Below are 17,354 nucleotides of genomic sequence, written 5' to 3' on the forward strand. Positions count from 1 at the left end.
CGTCTGGTGCGTGCGGCCGCAGGGCGCCGCAGCGCCGCCCCTGCGCCCTGCGGGGAGGTCCGGGTCCGGGTCCGGGCCGTTCGAACCCGGGGCGTTCGGGCCCGGGGCGGGGGGAGCTACGGGGGCGTTTCGGCGATCCGGCGTCGGGGTCCGGTCCCTCTGGCCTTTCAGGCCCGGGGGTGCGTGCCGGGCGGCCGGCGTCCGGTCCGGCCGGGGTCATGACGCAGGCCCTCAGCGGGGAGCGGCGAGGTCGCGGGGTTCGCCGCTCGTGCTGGGGGTGCACAGGTTGCGGTGGATCTCCAGCGTCGCGGTGGAGCGGTTGAGGGTGATGTAGTGCAGTCCGGGGGCGCCCTCGGCCAGCAGCCGTTCGGCCATGGCGGTGGCGTACTCGACACCGATGCGGTGGCCCTGTGCCGGGTCGTGGCGGGCGGCCTCCAGGCGGTGGGCCAGGTGTTCGGGGAACGCGGCGCCGCTCAGGGCGGCGAAGCGGCCGATCTGGCGCACGTCGGTGGCTGGCATGATCTCCGGGATGATCGGGGTGGTGCAGCCCGCGGCGGCCGCCCGGTCGCGCAGCCGCAGGTAGTCCTCGACGTGGAAGAACATCTGGGTGATGGCGTAGTCGGCGCCCGCCCGGCACTTGGCGACGAAGTGGCGGATGTCGCTGTCCCAGTCCGCCGAGCGCGGGTGGCGTTCGGGAAAGGCCGCCACGCCGACGCTGAAGGCCCCCGACTCCTTGACCAGGCGCACCAGTTGGTGGGCATGGGTGTAGCCGTCGGGGTGCGGGATCCAGGGCGCGTTGGGGTCCCCGGGCGGATCGCCGCGCAGGGCCAGGATGTCGCGGACCCCGGCGTCGGCGTACTGGCCGATGATGTGGCGCAGTTCGGCCACCGAGTGGCCGACCGCGGTCAGGTGGGCGACGGGGCGCAGGGTCGTCTCGGCCGCGATGCGTTTGGTCACCTGCACGGTGCGGTCCCGGGAGGAGCCGCCGGCCCCGTAGGTGACCGAGACGAAGGCCGGGGCCAGGCTCTCGACCCGGCGGATGGTCTGCCACAGGGTGCGGGCCGCGGCGTCGGTCTTGGGCGGGAAGAACTCGAAGGAGAAGGACGGTGCCTCTCCCTCGACGATGTCGCGCAGTGCGGTCACTGCCGGCCTCCGGCGTTCGGCGTGGACAGGGGCGGGCCCCCGGGGCGGGCCTCCGGGGCGGTGCGGGACGGGCACGCCGGGGGCGGCCCCGGGCGACCCGGACGACCCCGTTGAAGCCCGGGTGGCCTGGGCGGGCCGGACGCCGGGGGCGGTGCCCATGGCGGCGCCCTCTGCGGGCGTGGGCGGGGGGGTGTTGGCGGGCGGGGGCCGCCCGGCGCGGGCGGGCCGGCGCGGGCGGGCCGGCGCGGGCGGGCCGGGTGAGCGGGGCACTGCCGGTCGGCCCGGCCCGGCACGGCAGGCCGGCAGGCCGGCAGGTCGACGGGCCGACGGGCTGGCAGGCCGGCAGGTCGGCAGGTCGGGGTTACGGAGCCGGGGCGAGCCGGGTTTCGATGGCGCGGGCCGCGCCGCGGCCGTAGGTCTGGTCGATGCGGGCGATCAGGTCGGCGGGGATGAGCTTGTACTCCTGGGTGCCGACCGATTCCAGGACGGTGGTGGCCAGCGCGCAGCCGAGCTGAGCGGCCCGTTCGTGCGGCAGCTGCCAGGCGGTGCCGGCCAGGAAACCGGAGCGGAAGGCGTCGCCCGCCCCGGTGGGGTCGGCGATCTTGTCGGTGGGGACGGCCGGCACGTGCAGCCGCTGCGCGCCGGCGCGGGTGAGGGCGGCGCCGCCCGCGCCCAGGGTGGTGATCCAGGTGCCGACGCGGTCCAGGAGCTGCGGCCGGCTCCAGCCGGTGCGCTCCAGCAGCAGGGCGGCCTCGTACTCGTTGGTGAACAGCCAGCGGGCGCCGTCGACGAGCCGGCGGGCCTGGTCGCGGTCCAGGCGGGCCAGCTGCTGGGAGGGGTCGGCGGCCACCGGCAGGCCCAGGCGGTGGGCGGTGGCGGTGTGGCGCAGCATGGCCTCGGGGTCGTCGGCGCCGATCAGGACGAGGGCGGGAGGACCGGTGCGGGCGGTGATCGCGGCCAGGTCGATGCGGGCGGCCTCGGCCATGGCGCCGGCGTAGAAGGTGGCGATCTGGTTCTGGTCCTGGTCGGTGGTGCACACGAACCGGGCGGTGTGCAGGGTGTCGCTGACCTGGACGGCGTCGGTGTCCACGCCGTGTTCGCGCAGCCAGGTGCCGTACTCGGCGAAGTCCAGGCCCGCGGCGCCGACCAGGATCGGGTTCAGCTCCAGCAGGCCCAGGCCGAAGGCGATGTTGGCGGCGACGCCGCCGCGGCGGACCTCGAGGCGGTCGGCGAGGAAGGACAGGGAGACCCGCTCCAGTTGCTCCTTGATCAGCTGCTCGGCGAAGCGGCCGGGGAACACCATCAGATGGTCGGTCGCTATCGATCCGGTCACGGCGATACGCACGGAAAAAGCACTCCTTGGACCAGCAGGCGGCGGGCAGGACCCGGCAAAGGACGCCGGGAAACAGCGAAGAGACGGCGCGGAGGCGACGCGGAGGGGCGGCGTTGAGGGGGCGGCGCGCGGAGCGGGGGGGGCGCGCGGCGGGGGGGCCGCCGCGCGCCGGGGCGGGGCGGGGTGGTCAGCCCGCGTCCACCGCCGCGCGCAGGGCCTCGGCGCGGTCGGTGCGCTCCCAGGTGAAGTCGGGGAGCTCGCGGCCGAAGTGGCCGTAGGCGGCGGTCTGCGCGTAGATGGGGCGCAGCAAATCCAGGTCGCGGATGATGGCGGCCGGGCGCAGGTCGAAGACCTCGGCGACGGCCCGCTCGATCCGCTCCTGGGGGACGGTCGCGGTCTCGAAGGTCTCGATGAACAGGCCGACCGGTTCGGCCTTGCCGATGGCGTAGGCGACCTGGACCTCGCAGCGGGTGGCCAGGCCGGCCGCGACGACGTTCTTGGCGACCCAGCGCATCGCGTAGGCGGCCGAACGGTCCACTTTGGAGGGGTCCTTGCCGGAGAAGGCGCCGCCGCCGTGGCGGGCCATGCCGCCGTACGTGTCGACGATGATCTTGCGGCCGGTCAGGCCCGCGTCGCCCATCGGGCCGCCGATCTCGAAACGGCCGGTCGGGTTGACCAGCAGGCGGTGGTCGTCGGTGTCGAGTTTGATGCCGTCCTCGGCGAGCCGGGCCAGGACCGGCTCGATGACGTGCGTACGCAGGTCGGGGGCGAGCTGCGTCTCGAGGTCGATGTCGGCGGCGTGCTGGGAGGAGACCACGATGGTGTCCAGGCGGGCGGGGCGGTGGTCCCGGTACTCGATGGTGACCTGGGTCTTGCCGTCGGGGCGCAGGTAGGGGACGGTGCCGTCCTTGCGGACCGCGCTCAACCGGTGCGAGAGACGGTGGGCCAGCTCGATGGGCAGCGGCATCAGGGTGGGGGTCTCGGCGGTCGCGTAGCCGAACATCAGGCCCTGGTCGCCGGCGCCCTGCGCGTCCAGCGCGTCGCCCTGCTCGCCCTGCACGCGCTGTTCGTAGGCGGTGTCGACGCCCTGGGCGATGTCGGGCGACTGCGCGCCGATGGACACCGAGACGCCGCAGGAGGCGCCGTCGAAGCCCTTGGCCGAGGAGTCGTAGCCGATCTCGAGGATCTTGTCCCGGACCAGGGTGGCGACATCGGCGTACGCGGCGGTGGTGACCTCGCCCGCGATGTGCACCTGGCCGGTGGTGATCAGTGTTTCGACGGCGACGCGCGAGGCGGGGTCCTGGCACAGCAGGGCGTCCAGGATGGTGTCGCTGATCTGGTCGGCGATCTTGTCGGGATGGCCCTCGGTCACGGATTCCGAGGTGAACAGGCGGCGGGACATGACTCTCCAGGGCAGTGGCGGATGGATGGGCGGCCGGGAGGAAGGGGAGACGGAGGTACGAGTACGAGTACGGGTGCGGGTGCGGGTGCGGGTGCGGGCGGGGCGGCTGGCCGGCGGGGCGACTGCGGTGCCGCTCGTGGCACCGGGCACCGCTTCCCGCCCGGCCCGGCGGCGGGGCGGAAGACTCCCCCGCCCCCGGCGCCGGCGCCGACTGCACCACAACGCCCGGTCAGGACCGGGCGGCCGGGCGGGCGAGGCGGCGGGGGGACGCCGTGCCGTCCAGCCGCCCCCGCCAGCCGGGGGCCGGGGTGCTCGACGGCCGGCGGCCGGGGGTGACCGGGAGTGAGGGCGGTCTTCGGCGCGGTCGGGGCGGGCGCTTCGGGGCGGCCGGGGGAAGGTGGCATTCGGGGCGGCCTTGGTCGGTTCAGCCCCGGGCAGCCACCCACGGTGTGGTTCCCCGAGTGGCCGCCGAGCGCAAGGTGCAGGTACGAGATGTCCAGACGGGGAGTCAGGCACGGTCGGTCGGACACGAAGCGCCCACACACCAGGCGTTCAGGCACACGCGGCCCCGAGCACGGGCGGCCCGGGCTCGGTCGGTCGGACACGAAGCGCCCACGTACCAGGCGTTCGGGCACGGGCGTTCAGGCACACGCGGCCCCGAGCACGGGCGGCCCGGGCTCGGTCGGTCGGACACGAAGCGCCCATGTACCAGGCGTTCGGGCACGGGCGTTCGGGCACGGGCGTTCAGGCACAGGCGGACCGGACGCGGTCGGTCGGGCACGGGCGGCCAGGCACGAAGCCCCCACGCATCAGGCGTTCAGGCACACGCGTCCCGGGCGCGGGCGGCGAGGCACGAAGCGCCCACGCACTAAGCGTTCAGGCACAGACGGCCCCGAGCCCGGGCGGCGCGGGCCGGGTCGGTCGGACACGGGCGGCCAGGTACGAAGCTCCCACGCACCAGGCGTTCAGGCACACGCGGCCCGGGCGCGGGCGGTCGAGCACAAAGCGCCCACGCCCTAGGCGTTCAGGCACAGACGGCCCCGAGCGCGGGCGGTCGGGCACGGGCAGCCCGGCGCGGGCGGTCGGGCACGGGCGATCGGGCACGAAGCGCCCACGCCCTAGGCGTTCGGGCCCGTGGCGGTCCGGCGCGGGCTCGCCCGGGGGGGGACCGTGTGGCCGGTCCCCGGGGCCGGGCCGTTTGTTTCGGGGCTCCTGGCCCGCCCGTGGGGCCCAGGGCATCACGCCGGCGCGGTGGCGGGGTGTCGGCGGGGGCGGTCGTGGCCGGGCCAGGAGGCGGGCAGGAGGTGCGCGACGTGGGCCTGCACCTGGATGCCGTGCAGGGCTCCGCGGATCTGGGCGGTGCGCCAGATGCCGGCCGTGGAGGGCAGCAGCTGGGCCTGGGCCAGGGCGGCCGTCGCCTGGTCGGTGGGGTGTGCGGCGGCTGCCGGGGCGGCGGTGATGCGGGCCCGCCGCATCCGCAGGTGGTCGCCGTGGCCGGCCTCGACGCCGTCCAGCGTGTACAGGAGGACCTGGCCGAGCTGGAGGACGGCGACGAACGCGTCGATCATGGTGGCCGGGGCGGCGGCGGGCACCGTGGTGGCCGGGTGGGGGGCCAGGGTGGCGCGGGCGCACGCCCGGCCGTCGGCCACCAGCACGCTGGCCTGGGTGAGCAGTTGCTGCCGGGCGGTGTGCGCGATGCCGTAGGGGGCCTCGTTCCAGGGGCCGGGCAGTTCCTGCGGCAGGTCGTACACCTGCTCGATGCCGCCGGGGCGGTCCGGGCCGTCGGCCCCGGCGGGGCTGTGGCGGGTGTGCACCTGGGCGAAGAGGGATCCGATGCGGCAGTCCAGCGTGGTCCCTGTCGGCGGGCCGGGGTGCCGGGCGGGCACGGGCCGGCCGCTGACCGGGAACTTTTCCGGTTCGTCCTGTCCCGGGCCGGTGCCCGCCCGCATCTCCAGGTGCTGCACGGCGAAATGGGCATCGGGGGCGAGCTGCCGGGTGTGGGCCGCGTACAGGCCGGTGAGCTGGGCACCGAAGAGCATCGCGTCGATGGCGCTCAGCCGCGGGGCGGAAGCGCGGGCGGGGGCGGGGGCGGTGTCCCGGCGGTGCGGCGGTGCCGGGGGCGGGGTGAGGTGGGCGGTGGCGGTGATGCCCGCACCCGCCCCGGTGCCGGGGGTGATGGTGATGCCGCGCAGTGCGTGCTGGGCCTGTTTGAAGCCCTCGCCCAGAAACCGGTCGGCTCGCGGGCCCAGGACATCGTCCACGGAGGAAAGTTCCAAGGGGGGCACGGGCGCTCCTTGTCCGGCCGAGGGGGTGCCCGCCCGGCCCCGCGGCGGTGCGGGGGGGGGCGCCTTCGGCAGTCGCTTGGGTGACGTCACTGCGGTGACGTTGCCGGGGCCGTGCCGCCGGGCGCAGCGGACGGGCGCAGCGGACGGGCTCCCATGGGGCGGGGCTGTGTCGTCGTAGAGGGGAAAGCAGCCCCCCTCCTGGGGAGGGGGCGGGGCCGGCGGCGGATGAGGCCGGCGGGTGAGGCCAACCGGTGCGGGGGCCGGGGCGGTTGCAGCCGGCGGAGGGGGCAGCGGGTGCCGGCGGTGTGCGGCGGCCCCGCGGTGTGCCCCGGCCTCGTGGTGTGCCCCGGCCTCGTGGTGTGCCCCGGCCTCGTGGTGTGCCCCGGTCCGGCGGTGTGCCCCGGCCTCGTGGTGTGCCCTGGCCCGCCGCCCCCGGTCCTGGTGGGCGGGTCCGGTGTCCCGGGTGGGGCAGCCGTCGCGGGAGCGGCCGGGACCGGGCGGGTCCGGGCGGCGGCCGGGGGCACGGTGCGGTGCGGTGCCGGTCGCACGGGCCGGGGGCGGTTGGGGGCTGGGGGGCTGGTGGTTCAGGCGGCGGCGCGGCCGGCCTTGAGGGCGGTCGCGACTTCCACCACGCGGCGTGCCTGGTAGGCGGCCGCCTGCAGCGTCACCTCGCTGGGCGCCACCTGACTGCCCGGCGCCCCCACCACATGCGAGGTGCCATACGGATTGCCCGCCTGGAACTGCACCGGATCGGTGTAACCGGGCGGCACGATCACCCCGCCCCAGTGATAGAACGTGTTGGCCAGCGCCAAGATCGTCGACTCCTGGCCCCCGTGCAGCGTATTGCTCGACGTGAACGCCGAATACACCTTGCCCGCCAGCTGGCCTTGCGCCCACAGCGGGCCCGTCGTCTCGATGAACGCCCGCAGCTGACTGGCCGGATTCCCGAACCGTGTCGGTGTGCCCCACAGCACCGCGTCCGCCCACACCAGATCCTCATGCACCGGCTCCGCCACCTCGGCGTGCTCGGCCCGGTAACGCTCCCACGCCTCATTGGCCGCCACCGCCGCCGCCGGCGCGGTCTCGGCCACCCTGCGCACCCGCACCCGCGCGCCCGCCTTCTCCGCCCCCTCCGCGGCCGCATGCGCCAGCGCATGCACATTCCCCATCGAACTGTAGTAAATGATCGCGACGTTCACCGATGTCACAGCTGGGCTCCTTGATGGGTGCGGTGCGGTGCGGGGGTGTCCCGGCGCCGGCTTGGGGGCGGGTCCGGTGTGGGCGGCCGGCCGTTCATGCGGTGCGGCCGGGGCCGCCCGTGCGGTGGGTGCGCAGGGCGGTGCGTAGGGCTGCCGCGACGCGTTCGACCTGGCCGGTGGTGAGTTCGGCGTGCATGGGGATGGCCAGGTGGCGGTGGAAGAGGTCCGCGGAGACGGGGCAGGTCTGCTTGGTCTCGAAGACCGGCTGCAGGTGGGTGGCCCAGGTGCCGTGGCCGCAGCCGATGCCCTGGCCGCGCAGGTCGGCGGCGAGCGCGGCGCGGTCCACCCCCTCGTCCAGGCGTACCAGGTAGGACTGCCAGGCGTGGGTGCGGTCGTCGGGGACCTGGGGCAGGGTCAGCAGTTCCTCCTGCGCCAGGAGGTGGGCGTAGTGCTCGGCGACGGTGGCGCGGCGGGCCAGCAGTTCCTCGATCCGCCCGATCTGCACCTGCAGGATGGCCGCGGCGATGTCGGAGAGTTTGAAGTTGTAGCCGACCTCGGTGAACTGGGGGATGGGCAGGCCCACGACCTTGGACTGGTCGAAGATGCTGCCGATGCCGAAGGAGGAGCGCAGCCGGGCGTCGGCGGCCACCGCGGGGTCGGTGGCCACCAGGGCGCCGCCCTCGCCGCTGGTGGCGCCCTTGCGGCCGTGGAAGGACAGGCAGGCGATCTCGGCCAGGGCGCCGGCCTGGCGGCCCTGGTAGGTGGCGCCGACCGCGCAGGCGGCGTCCTCGATGAGGAAGAGGCCGTGCCGGTCGGCCAGGGCCTGCAGTTCGCGGTAGTCGGCGGGCAGGCCCACGGTGTCCACCGCGATGATGCCGGCGGTTTGGGGGCCGATCAGGTCGGCGACCGCCTGCGCGTCGATGGTGTGGGTGTCGGGCCGTACGTCGGCGAAGACGGGCACGGCGTCGAGGTAGCGCACCGCGTGGGCGGGGGCGGGGAAGGTGTAGTCGGCGACGATGACCTCGTCGCCGGGCTGGACGCCCAGGGCGAGCAGCGCCAGGTGCAGGGCGGCGCCGCAGTTGCTGACCGCGACGGCGTGGGCGTCGTAGCGCCGGGAGAGCTGGGCTTCCAGGGCTTTGCCCCGGGGGCCCTGGCCGGCCGGCCAGCCGGAGGCGAACACCTCGGCGACGGCGGCCAGTTCCTGGTCGCCCAGGCTGGCGTGGACCAGGGGGATCGTGTCGTTCATGGTGCTCACTTCCCGTTGTCCGCGGTGGCGGGCGGCTGGTAGCGCAAGGGGGTGAGTTCCTCGACGTCGTAGCGCTTGCGCATGTCCTCGACGGCGGCGGGGTCGACCGTGGTGCCGCGCGCCCAGATCTCGGCGATCTCTTCGAAGTAGTGCTCGTGGTCGGGTGAGGGGTAGCTCTGGAAGAGCATCCTGACCGGTTTGTCGGTGGCGTTGCGGAAGGCGTGCGGGGTGCCGGGCGGCACGAACATGCAGCCGCCCTCGGCGGCGCGGATGACGCGTTCGCCGCTGGCGGACTGCCAGTGGTGCCAGGTGTCCTTGGTGCGCTGGGTGGGCTCGAAGCACAGCAGGTCCAGCTCGCCCTCCAGGACGTAGAAGAACTCCTGGGACTCGTGGTGGACGTGGGCGCCGACGTCGAAGCCGGGCGGCACGACCACCTCGAAGACGGAGATGGCGGAGCCCTGCGCCTGGGTTGCCTTGAAGGTCACTTCCTGCGCCGGTGTGATCAGCTTGCGTCCCTCACCGGGCGGGACGATCAGGCCAGTCATGTGTGGGGTTTCCTTCTTTCCTGCGGGCGCCCGCGGGCCCGGCCCGGGGGGCCGGCGCGGTGCCCGGGGTGGGCGCGGGTCAGCCGGCGGGCGGGGTGTCGCTGTTCCAGCGGCCCAGGGCCATCTCGGCGGTGATGCCGGGGCCGAAGCCGGCGATCAGCCCGGTGGCGTCCGGCATCGGGGTGTCCTCTTCGAACAGGCGCAGGGCCGCGTCCAGGACGACGGCGCTGGCGATGTTGCCGTACTCGGTCAGCGTCGACCAGCTGTGGCGGAACACCTTGCGGTCCACGTCCAGGAACTTGGCCAGGTCGTTGAGGATGCGCGGGCCGCCGGCGTGGATGATGTAGAAGTCGAGGTTGGAGGCGTCCCACTGGTGGCCGGCGGCGAACTCGCGCAGCACCGGGGCGAGCGGCTCCATGGTGCCGGGCACCCGGCGGTCCAGCTGGAAGTGGAAGCCGGTGTCGCGCACCGAGTAGGAGATCCAGTCCTCGGTGTGGGGGATGAGGTAGGAGGAGTTGCTCTCCAGTTCGATGCCGGTGCCGCCGGTGCCGCGGACCACGGCGGCGGCGACCGCGTCGCCGAACAGTCCGTCGGAGAGCAGCGAGCCGATGTCGTCCATGTCGGGCTGGTAGCACAGGGAGCACAGCTCGCAGGAGACGATCAGGACGTTGGTGCCGGGGTGGGCCAGGCAGAAGTCGTGGGCCCGGTTGATGGCGGCGCCGCCGGCCGCGCAGCCCAGCTGCGCGATGGGGATCTGGCGGGTGTCGGAGCGAAAGCCCATCGTGTTGATGAGCCAGGCCGTCAGCGAGGGCATGAGGAACCCGGTGCACGACACGTAGATGATCGCGTCGATGTCCTGGGCGGTGACCTCGGCGTTGGCCAGTGCCTCCTCGACGACCTCGGGGGTGCGTTTTTTCGACTCGGCCTCGTAGATGCGGTTGCGTTCGGTCAGGCCCGGGTGCTTGAGGGTCTGCTCGATGGGCTGGACGATATGCCGCTTCAGCACCCCCGTGTTGCGGATCAGCCGCAGGGCCAGGGGAAGCTGCGGCTTCCCGGCGTGGACCCGCTCGGCGAATTCCAGCGTCTCTTCCGCTGTGATGACGTATTCCGGCACACGCACCGACGGCTTGCATAGCCTAGGCATATCGGGAATCCACTTTCTCTAGAGTCTGCCTTCTGCACGTGAATGAAGCTCTCGCGCACTGCCCGTGCCGCCCGCCCGCCCGGACGGGCGGGCGGGCGGTTGGTTGGGTGGGTGGCACGGGCAGCTGTGACGGCGCTGGCCGTGCCGCCTTCGCCGGGCCCGCGCTCCGGCTGCGCGCGGGCGCGGGGCCGGGGTGCGGGCGCCGGGGAAGGCGGCACGAGATGACGGCGGATCCCCCGCCCACTCGCGCCCACTCAGGCCCACTTGGGCTACTTAGGCCCACTTGGGCTACTGGGGCCCGCTTGCCTGCTCGTCTCCTTGGGGCCACGGCCTTGGGGCCGCGGCCTGGGGTCTGAGGTCTGAGGTCTGAGGCCGTGGCCTGGGGGCCGCGGCCTGGGGTCTGGGGGCTGGGGTCTGAGGTCTGGGGCCGTGGCCTGGGGCCTGGGATCCGCGGCCTCAACTGTGGCTCGGGACCTTGGCCTTGGCCCCTGGGGCACTGGGTTCTGGGGCACCGGGTTCCGGGTTCTGGGGCCTACGGCCTGCGGCCTCAACCGTGGCTCGGAGCCTTGGGCTTGGGCCCTGAGTTCCGGTTCTGGGGCCTAGGGCTTGGGTCTCAACCGTGGCTCGGGGCGCGGGCCTCGGGCCCTGGGTTCCGGGTCCCGGAGCCTGGGGCCTGGGGCCTGGGCCTGGGCCTGGGCCTGGGGTCTCAACCGTGGCTCAGGGCCTGGGCCTTGAGGCCTGGGCTTCTGGGGTCTTGGCTCTTGGGGCCGTGGCCTGGACCGCGGCTCGGGGCCTGAGCCTTGAGGTCTTGAGGTCTCGGCTCTTGGGCCTTGGGTCTGGGGCATGGCTCTTGGGGCGCCGGGCTGCCGGCCCGGCGCCCCCCCGGGGGGGGGAGGTGAACGGGCTGTTCGCGGTACGCGCGGGCCCGGCCCGGCACATCACAGGGCCAACCGGGGCCTGCGGACAGGAGTGTGGGCGCGGCAGGGCTGCCGGGCTGCCCGCCGCCAGGTGCCGGCCGGCAGGGTGTCCTGCCCCGGGACGAAGACCTCGGACGACGCGGGGCTCGCCCCCGCGGGGGGCGAGCCCCGCGGGGGCGGGTGTGCAGTGGCGGGCCTGTGGTGGCGGGTGGCCGGAGCCGCCGGTGTCGGGGGTGCGGCCACCACCGGTGGCGGGGGGTGCGGGGGTCGTCCGGCGCGTGACCAACCCCGTCCCGGCCGCCGCTCCCCCACCCCCCCCCCGCTGCCGCCTTGCTCTGCTCGCGCAGCGTCCGCCCCCGCCCGCCCGGGCCGCCCTTCCGCCCGCTTGCATGCCCGGTCCGGATCGACCGGGCGGACGGGGGGAAGAAGGGGAAAGGCCGAGGCGGCAGCAAGTGGCGGGCGGGGATGCGCGGGAGGGAAGAGAGCAAGGCGGTGGCGGCGGGTGCGGCCGCGCCGTCGCGCGGGTAACGGTGCGCAGGCGACTCGATGCGGGGAACTCGGTTTCCTGCGCAGGCGATTGGGCCACATACGCCGCCCCCCTCGGACCCGGATCGCCGGGCGCCGCGGGAAACAGGGCTCCCCGCCGTGACCCGCGGGCCGCCGGCATCACAGCACCGGCATCACGGCATACGGGCAAAGAAATAACGGTGAGGAAAAGCAGCACCGCACGGGCATGAAATCGGCATGGCCCGTACGGGGCGGGAGATACGACGCTCGACCCGCCGCCGCAGAACCGGATTTGGGCAGGGAAGTCGTGCGGAAATAGTGACACGGATGCCGTCCCCGCACCAAGAGCCCCTGAAAGTGACGTAGGTCACGGGCCGGGTGGCGGGCTCCCGGGCGGCACCCGGCACGCCGCGAAGACCCCGGGCCGGTCCGCACCCGCGGTCCACGGGCCGGACCCGGAGGCGAGGGCGGGCGCCGGGATACGGCCCCGGGCAAACCGGCGGGGAGCACCGGGCGAAGCACCCCCGAGGGCCAACTGGCCCGCACCGGACGGGACATGCACCCCCTCTCCCCCGGCGCAGGCATGGCGGGGCGGGCGCAAGGGTGGGCAGGCGTAGGGGTGGGTGGGCACAGGTGGGGCGGGAGCAGGCGTGGCAGGAGCAGGGGTGGGTGGGCACAGGTGGGGCGGGCACAGGCATGGCAGGAGCAGGGGTGGGCGGGCACAGGTGGGGCGGGCACAGGCATGGCGGGCGCAGGCGTGGCGGGAGCAGGAGTAGCGGGAGCAGGGGGTGGGCGCGCGCAGGGGTGGGCGGGCGCAAGGGTGGGCGGGCACAGGCGTGGGCGGGCGCAGGAGTAGCGGGAGCAGAGGGTGGGCGCGCGCAGAGTGTGCGCCGGGCCAGGTGGCCAGGGGCTGGGCGGTGGTGGGGCAGTGTCCTTTGCGGCTCCTGGCTGCCGTAGTGACGGGGTGGGGGTGAGGGGCCGGTGCCGGGTGTGCGGGTCCGGCGGGAGACGTCTCGGGCATCCCGCCCCCTCCCCACCCCCACCCCGCCCCTGCCCCTACCTGCCCCTTTCTCTTCCTTTGGGGCCGGGGGTTACAGGGTGCGGATGGAGGATTCGGCATGGTGGCGGGCCAGGCGCAGGGTCTGGCGGCTTTCGTGGGTGAGGGCGGCGCGGACGTGGCGGTGGGCCGCGGCCAGGTCCGCGCCGCGGCCCAGGACCTGCTCGATGGTGTCCTCGCGCAGCAGGACGTGGTGCTGGCAAAGGACGGTGACGCCGCTCTCGTCGGGCAGCACCGACCACTCGCCGCAGTGCGCGGCGAGCAGCGGGCGGGGCACGGTCGCCTTGTGCACGATGCGTCCGGCGTGCGGGAAGCAGATGCGCAGGCCGGCCACGGTGGGGGTGCTGCCGTCGGCCGCGGCGAGGTCCAGGACGACTTTCTGGATGCCCGGGCAGGGCTCTTCCACAGCGGCCCGGCGGACATGCGCGAGGCGGCCGGGCCAGGCGGACACGTCGTAGAGGAAGTGGTAGATGAGTTCGGGGGGCCCTTTGACGCGGATGGACTCGGCGAAGGAAAGGGCCAGCCGGTCCAGACGGGACCCCTGCTCGGCCAGGAAGCGCAGACTGCGCAGGGCACAGAGACTGTTGGCGGTGACCACCTCGCGAAGCCACAGCGCGTCCCGGGGCCGCTCGCGCGCGGCGGAGAACTCATGGCTGAGACTCAGCCGGCAGCGGCCGGGCGCCAGCGCCCGGACCTGCCAGACCCCGGCCATCGGGGCGGCTGCGTCCATGAGCTGGTCCTGGCGGAAAGTGATACGCCGGCGGTTCAGGTCCTGGACCCGTGCGCAGGTCCAGGTGGCGATCCGGCCCCCGGCCAGCGCCCACATCCGCAGCCGTTCATGGACGCCGTCGAAGTCCAGGCGCTGGGCGTAGACGGTACGGGGCAGGAGCAGCGGCCACCGTTCCGGATCGGCGACCAGCGCATAAACGACGTGCGCGGGTGCGGCCACCTCGACCGTGTGCGCCAGCTGGTGGATACGCTCCCCGGTCACCGCACCCCCCTGTCTCCGCCCGCGCAGCTCCCCCCCTCCCCCGGGCCCCGCACGCCATCGGCGCGGGACAGCGGTCCCGGCATGCGGCCGGCAGCGATCCCCCCAAGACTGCCCGGACCCACTCGATACGCACCCGGACCCGGCTCAAGCCCACCCCGCAACGCCCGCCCCGCCCCGCAACGCCCCGCGCCAGGACAGAACCAGCCGCACCAGGACGGGACAGGACAGAGCACAACCGCCCGCACCGGAGACAGCACAGGGCGGAGCAGGGCAAGGCAGGACAGGACTGCCCCGCGCCGGCACAGGGCCAGCCGCACCAGGACGGGACAGGACAGAGCAGGGCAAGGCAGGGCAGGACCGCCCCGCGCCGGCACAGGACCGGCCGCGCCAGAGCGGGACAGAGCACAACCGGCCGCACCAGGGACAGCACAGAGCGGAGCAGGACCGCCCCGCGCCGGGACAGCACTGGCCGCGCCAGGGCGGGACAGGACCGCCCTGGCCGGGGCAGGACCGGCCGGGGGGGGGCGGGTGGTGTCCCGTCCCGCCCCGGCCCGGACCGCCCCTGCGGGTGGCGCGGGGGTGGTTCAGGCGGCGTAGAGGTCGAAGGTGGAGGTGCGCCGCGGCCCGGCGGTCACATCCAGCTGGGGATCGACGGCCAGCATCGCCTGGTGCAGCCGCTGCACCTGCGGGGAAGGCTCCACCCCCAGTCCCTCGATCATGCGGATACGCAGCTTGCGGTAGATCTCCAGCGCCGAGGCCTGCCGCCCCGAACGGTAGAGCGCCACCATGGCCTGGGAATGCAGGCCCTCGTGCTGGGGGTAGCGGGCGGTCAGCTCGGTGAGTTCGGCAATGAGCTCGGAGTGCCGGCCCAGGCGCAGATCGGCGTCGATACGCCGCTCCACGGCGCCCAGACGCGACTCCTCCAGACGCATGACCTCAATCTCCAAAATGGGACCCACCCGCACATCGACCAGCGCGGGCCCGCGCCACAGCGCCAGCGCCCGGCGGAAATGGTCCGCAGCACGCGCATCGTCACCACTGTCGAAGGCACTACGACCCTCGGCGGCCAGACGGTCGTACTCATGCACATCCACCCCCTCAGCCGGTATCTGCATCAGATAGCCGCCATGCCGGGTGGCCAGAACCTCCTTGGCAGTGCCGGGGGTGTCGGGCCCCAACGCGGTACCCAGATGCCGGCGCAACTGGAGGATGTAGGTCTGCAGGGTGGTCAGCGCACTCTGAGGCGGTTCGGTGCCCCAGAGCTCCTCCATGAGCGTGGGCACGGACATGACCTGTCCGGGATAGAGGGCAAAAAGGGACAAGATCTGCCGCGGCTTACGTGCCGTCGGAACAATCGATCCCCCGTTGACCTCGGCGCTCAACGGACCCAGAACCTGAATCTTCATGGGTTTTCTCCGTACTTCGTCGAGTTCTTGTCTTGACTGCATTCCGTCGCCGCGGGCGCTCTCGTCTCGGATGCGGAGCATCCCCCTTTCGCCGCAGGAGACCCCGCGCAGGACCCTGCGCAGGAGAAAAAGATGGACAAGGAGAAGGAGAAGGAACTAGGGCCGGGGAAGGAACTGGGGCCGGGGAAGAAGCTGAGGCCGGGGAAGAAGCTGAGGCCGGGGAAGAAGCTGAGGCCGGGGAAGAAGCTGAGGCCGGAGTGAGGAAAGGAGCCGGGGCCGGGGCTGGGGCCGGGGAAGAGACTGAGGCCGGGGTAAGGGAAGGAACTGAGGCCGGGGAAGGAACTGGGACTGGGGTCGGGGCCGGGGAAGGAACTGGGACTGGGGTCGGGGCCGGGGAAGGAACTGGGACTGGGGCTGGGGCTGGGGCTGGGGAAGGCGTGGGAGGCGGGGCCGGGGTGAGGGGGCGTCAGGTGCCGCAGCGGGCAGGCGGCCTGCACGGCAGGCGGCACGGGCCGGGTGTGCCCGGCCCGGAACGACATCCGCACAGCCGGCAAAGAAACCCTGTCCCGCATCACCCACCCCCCTCCTCGCCCCGCTGGGCCCTCACGTCCTTGAACGGCTTCATCCTTGAACGGCTTCATCGCCGGCACACCGGCCCGGTGCACGGCCCCGGCAGCGCGGTGGGGGGCGCGACAGCCGGCAGTGGTACGCGGTGGTACACGGCATGGCCGGCAAGAGCGGCACACACCCATCGACACGACTCGCCCACCGCAGAACCCCCGGCGGCCGAATACACGAAAAGAAGGGAAGCAAGAAACAGACAACAGACAGGGACAGGACGCCCAGGGCGGGGGTGCGGGGACGGGACGCCCCGGGACGGGGGTGCGGGGACGGGACGCCCCGGGACGGGGGTGCGGGGACGGGACGCCCGGGGGGGGCGGCCGCTGCCGGCCACACCGGCCAAAAGGGGAGGATTCAGCCGGTGGGCAACAGCCGCACCGGCACCCCGGACACCGCGGCCGTGGCAGCCGCGGGCGCCACGGGGGCGGCGAGGTCATGGCCGGCGCCCAGAATGAAACGCTGCAGACGCCGCAGCCTGGCCGAGGGCTCCAGACCCAGCTCGCGCACAAGAGTGGCCCGCAACCGCTGATAGGCATCCAGCGCCTCACCACGCCGCCCCGAACGGTGCAACGCCAGCATGTACTGGGCATGCAGACTCTCATGGGCACGGTAGCCGTTGACCAGCACCGTCAGCTCCGCCAGCAACTCACGATGACGCCCCAGACGCAGATCCGCCTCAATACGCCGGTCCAGCGCACACAACCGGCTCTCCTCCAGACGCCTGACCTCCATCTGCAGCTGCGCACCGGCCTGCACATCAGCCAGCGCCGACCCCGACCACAAACCCAGCGCCTCACGCAGCTGACCCGCGGCCCCCGCACAGTCCCCGGCATCCATGGCCCGGTAACCAGCCCCCGCCAACCGCTCAAAGGCCCGCACATCACTGCCGCCCCCACCACCGCACAGCAGATACCCGCCGGGCATCGTCACCAACACCTCCTTGGCACCACGCCGCCCCGCACCCTCCTCCCCCGCCAGCGCAACAGCAATCAGCTCCCGCAACTGCAGCACATACGTCTGCAACGTGGTACGCGCACTGCGCGGCGGCGCCGCACCCCACAACTCCTGCGCCAGCACCGACACCGGCACCATCCGGTCCGCATGCAACGCCAACAACGCCAGCACCTGCCGCGGCTTGGGCGCCGTAGGCACAATCGACACACCGTTCACCCGCACCGCCAGCGCGCCCAGCACCCCAATATCCACAGCATCCCCCTGAAGCTGAAAGTGGTCACAGCCACCCGCACCCGTACCACAGAGCCGAGCCCCTATACCGCACCCAGATTCAAAGCCATCCACCACGCCCTGTCAATACAAAACCGCGTAGCTGGTTTCTAGTCCCCCTACACCCCACCTCCGGCATTCCACCCACCACCCCTCCACCACACCTCAAGAAAACACCCACCCACACCCCCCACCACCCACCCACCACAACACCAAGACCCACAACCCAAGAACCCAGGAAAACCGGGAGAACAGGCCAGAGGCGGCGTCCCGGGCACGGCCAACCCCCGAACCGCACGACCAACGGCCCCCGGCCCCCGGCCCCCGGCCCCCG

Annotated in this window: 12 protein-coding genes; 1 reads left to right on the forward strand and 11 read right to left on the reverse strand. The window is 73.7% G+C overall.

Going from position 1 to position 17,354, the window contains the following annotated elements:
- Positions 1–231: 231 nt before the first annotated feature.
- From metF to AC07DO_RS35075, 10 genes are all read right to left on the reverse strand, one after another.
- Entirely contained in the window at positions 232–1,143 is a 912-nt protein-coding gene (gene metF / locus AC07DO_RS35030) for a methylenetetrahydrofolate reductase [NAD(P)H] (protein ID WP_479065670.1), read from the reverse strand.
- A 361-nt stretch (positions 1,144–1,504) separates the two neighbouring features.
- Complete coding sequence (locus tag AC07DO_RS35035; RefSeq protein WP_479065672.1) at positions 1,505–2,488, reverse strand: carbohydrate kinase family protein; 984 nt, start codon at positions 2,486–2,488, stop codon at positions 1,505–1,507.
- 175 nt (positions 2,489–2,663) lie between these two features.
- Positions 2,664–3,878, reverse strand: a complete 1,215-nt coding sequence (gene metK, locus AC07DO_RS35040) for a methionine adenosyltransferase (protein ID WP_479065674.1) — start codon at positions 3,876–3,878, stop codon at positions 2,664–2,666.
- 1,238 nt (positions 3,879–5,116) lie between these two features.
- Positions 5,117–6,163, reverse strand: coding sequence for an AvrD family protein (locus AC07DO_RS35045; RefSeq protein WP_479065676.1), 1,047 nt, complete (start codon positions 6,161–6,163; stop codon positions 5,117–5,119).
- Between the two features lie 584 nt (positions 6,164–6,747).
- Positions 6,748–7,332, reverse strand: a complete 585-nt coding sequence (gene wrbA / locus AC07DO_RS35050; protein WP_479065923.1) for an NAD(P)H:quinone oxidoreductase — start codon at positions 7,330–7,332, stop codon at positions 6,748–6,750.
- 124 nt (positions 7,333–7,456) lie between these two features.
- The gene (locus AC07DO_RS35055; RefSeq protein WP_479065678.1) at positions 7,457–8,608 is read right to left on the reverse strand and encodes a DegT/DnrJ/EryC1/StrS family aminotransferase; all 1,152 of its coding nucleotides are present in this window, start codon (positions 8,606–8,608) and stop codon (positions 7,457–7,459) included.
- A gap of 5 nt (positions 8,609–8,613) precedes the next feature.
- Entirely contained in the window at positions 8,614–9,153 is a 540-nt protein-coding gene (locus AC07DO_RS35060; RefSeq protein ID WP_479065680.1) for a cupin domain-containing protein, read from the reverse strand.
- Between the two features lie 79 nt (positions 9,154–9,232).
- Positions 9,233–10,297 (reverse strand): type III polyketide synthase, encoded by a 1,065-nt coding sequence (locus tag AC07DO_RS35065; protein WP_479065682.1) that lies wholly within the window; start codon positions 10,295–10,297, stop codon positions 9,233–9,235.
- 2,515 nt (positions 10,298–12,812) lie between these two features.
- Positions 12,813–13,769 (reverse strand): aromatase/cyclase, encoded by a 957-nt coding sequence (locus AC07DO_RS35070; RefSeq protein WP_479065684.1) that lies wholly within the window; start codon positions 13,767–13,769, stop codon positions 12,813–12,815.
- 584 nt (positions 13,770–14,353) lie between these two features.
- Positions 14,354–15,175, reverse strand: coding sequence for an AfsR/SARP family transcriptional regulator (locus AC07DO_RS35075; protein ID WP_479065686.1), 822 nt, complete (start codon positions 15,173–15,175; stop codon positions 14,354–14,356).
- A gap of 132 nt (positions 15,176–15,307) precedes the next feature.
- On the opposite strand from AC07DO_RS35075, the gene AC07DO_RS35080 reads away from it, so the two are divergent.
- Positions 15,308–15,436: a hypothetical protein gene (locus tag AC07DO_RS35080; protein WP_479065688.1), complete on the forward strand. Its 129-nt coding sequence runs from the start codon at positions 15,308–15,310 to the stop codon at positions 15,434–15,436.
- A gap of 714 nt (positions 15,437–16,150) precedes the next feature.
- On the opposite strand, the gene AC07DO_RS35085 is transcribed toward AC07DO_RS35080, so the two are convergent.
- Complete coding sequence (locus tag AC07DO_RS35085) at positions 16,151–17,002, reverse strand: AfsR/SARP family transcriptional regulator (RefSeq protein ID WP_479065690.1); 852 nt, start codon at positions 17,000–17,002, stop codon at positions 16,151–16,153.
- Positions 17,003–17,354: the final 352 nt, after the last annotated feature.

It is taken from the genome of Streptomyces sp. NPDC045678 (genome assembly GCF_056432085.1).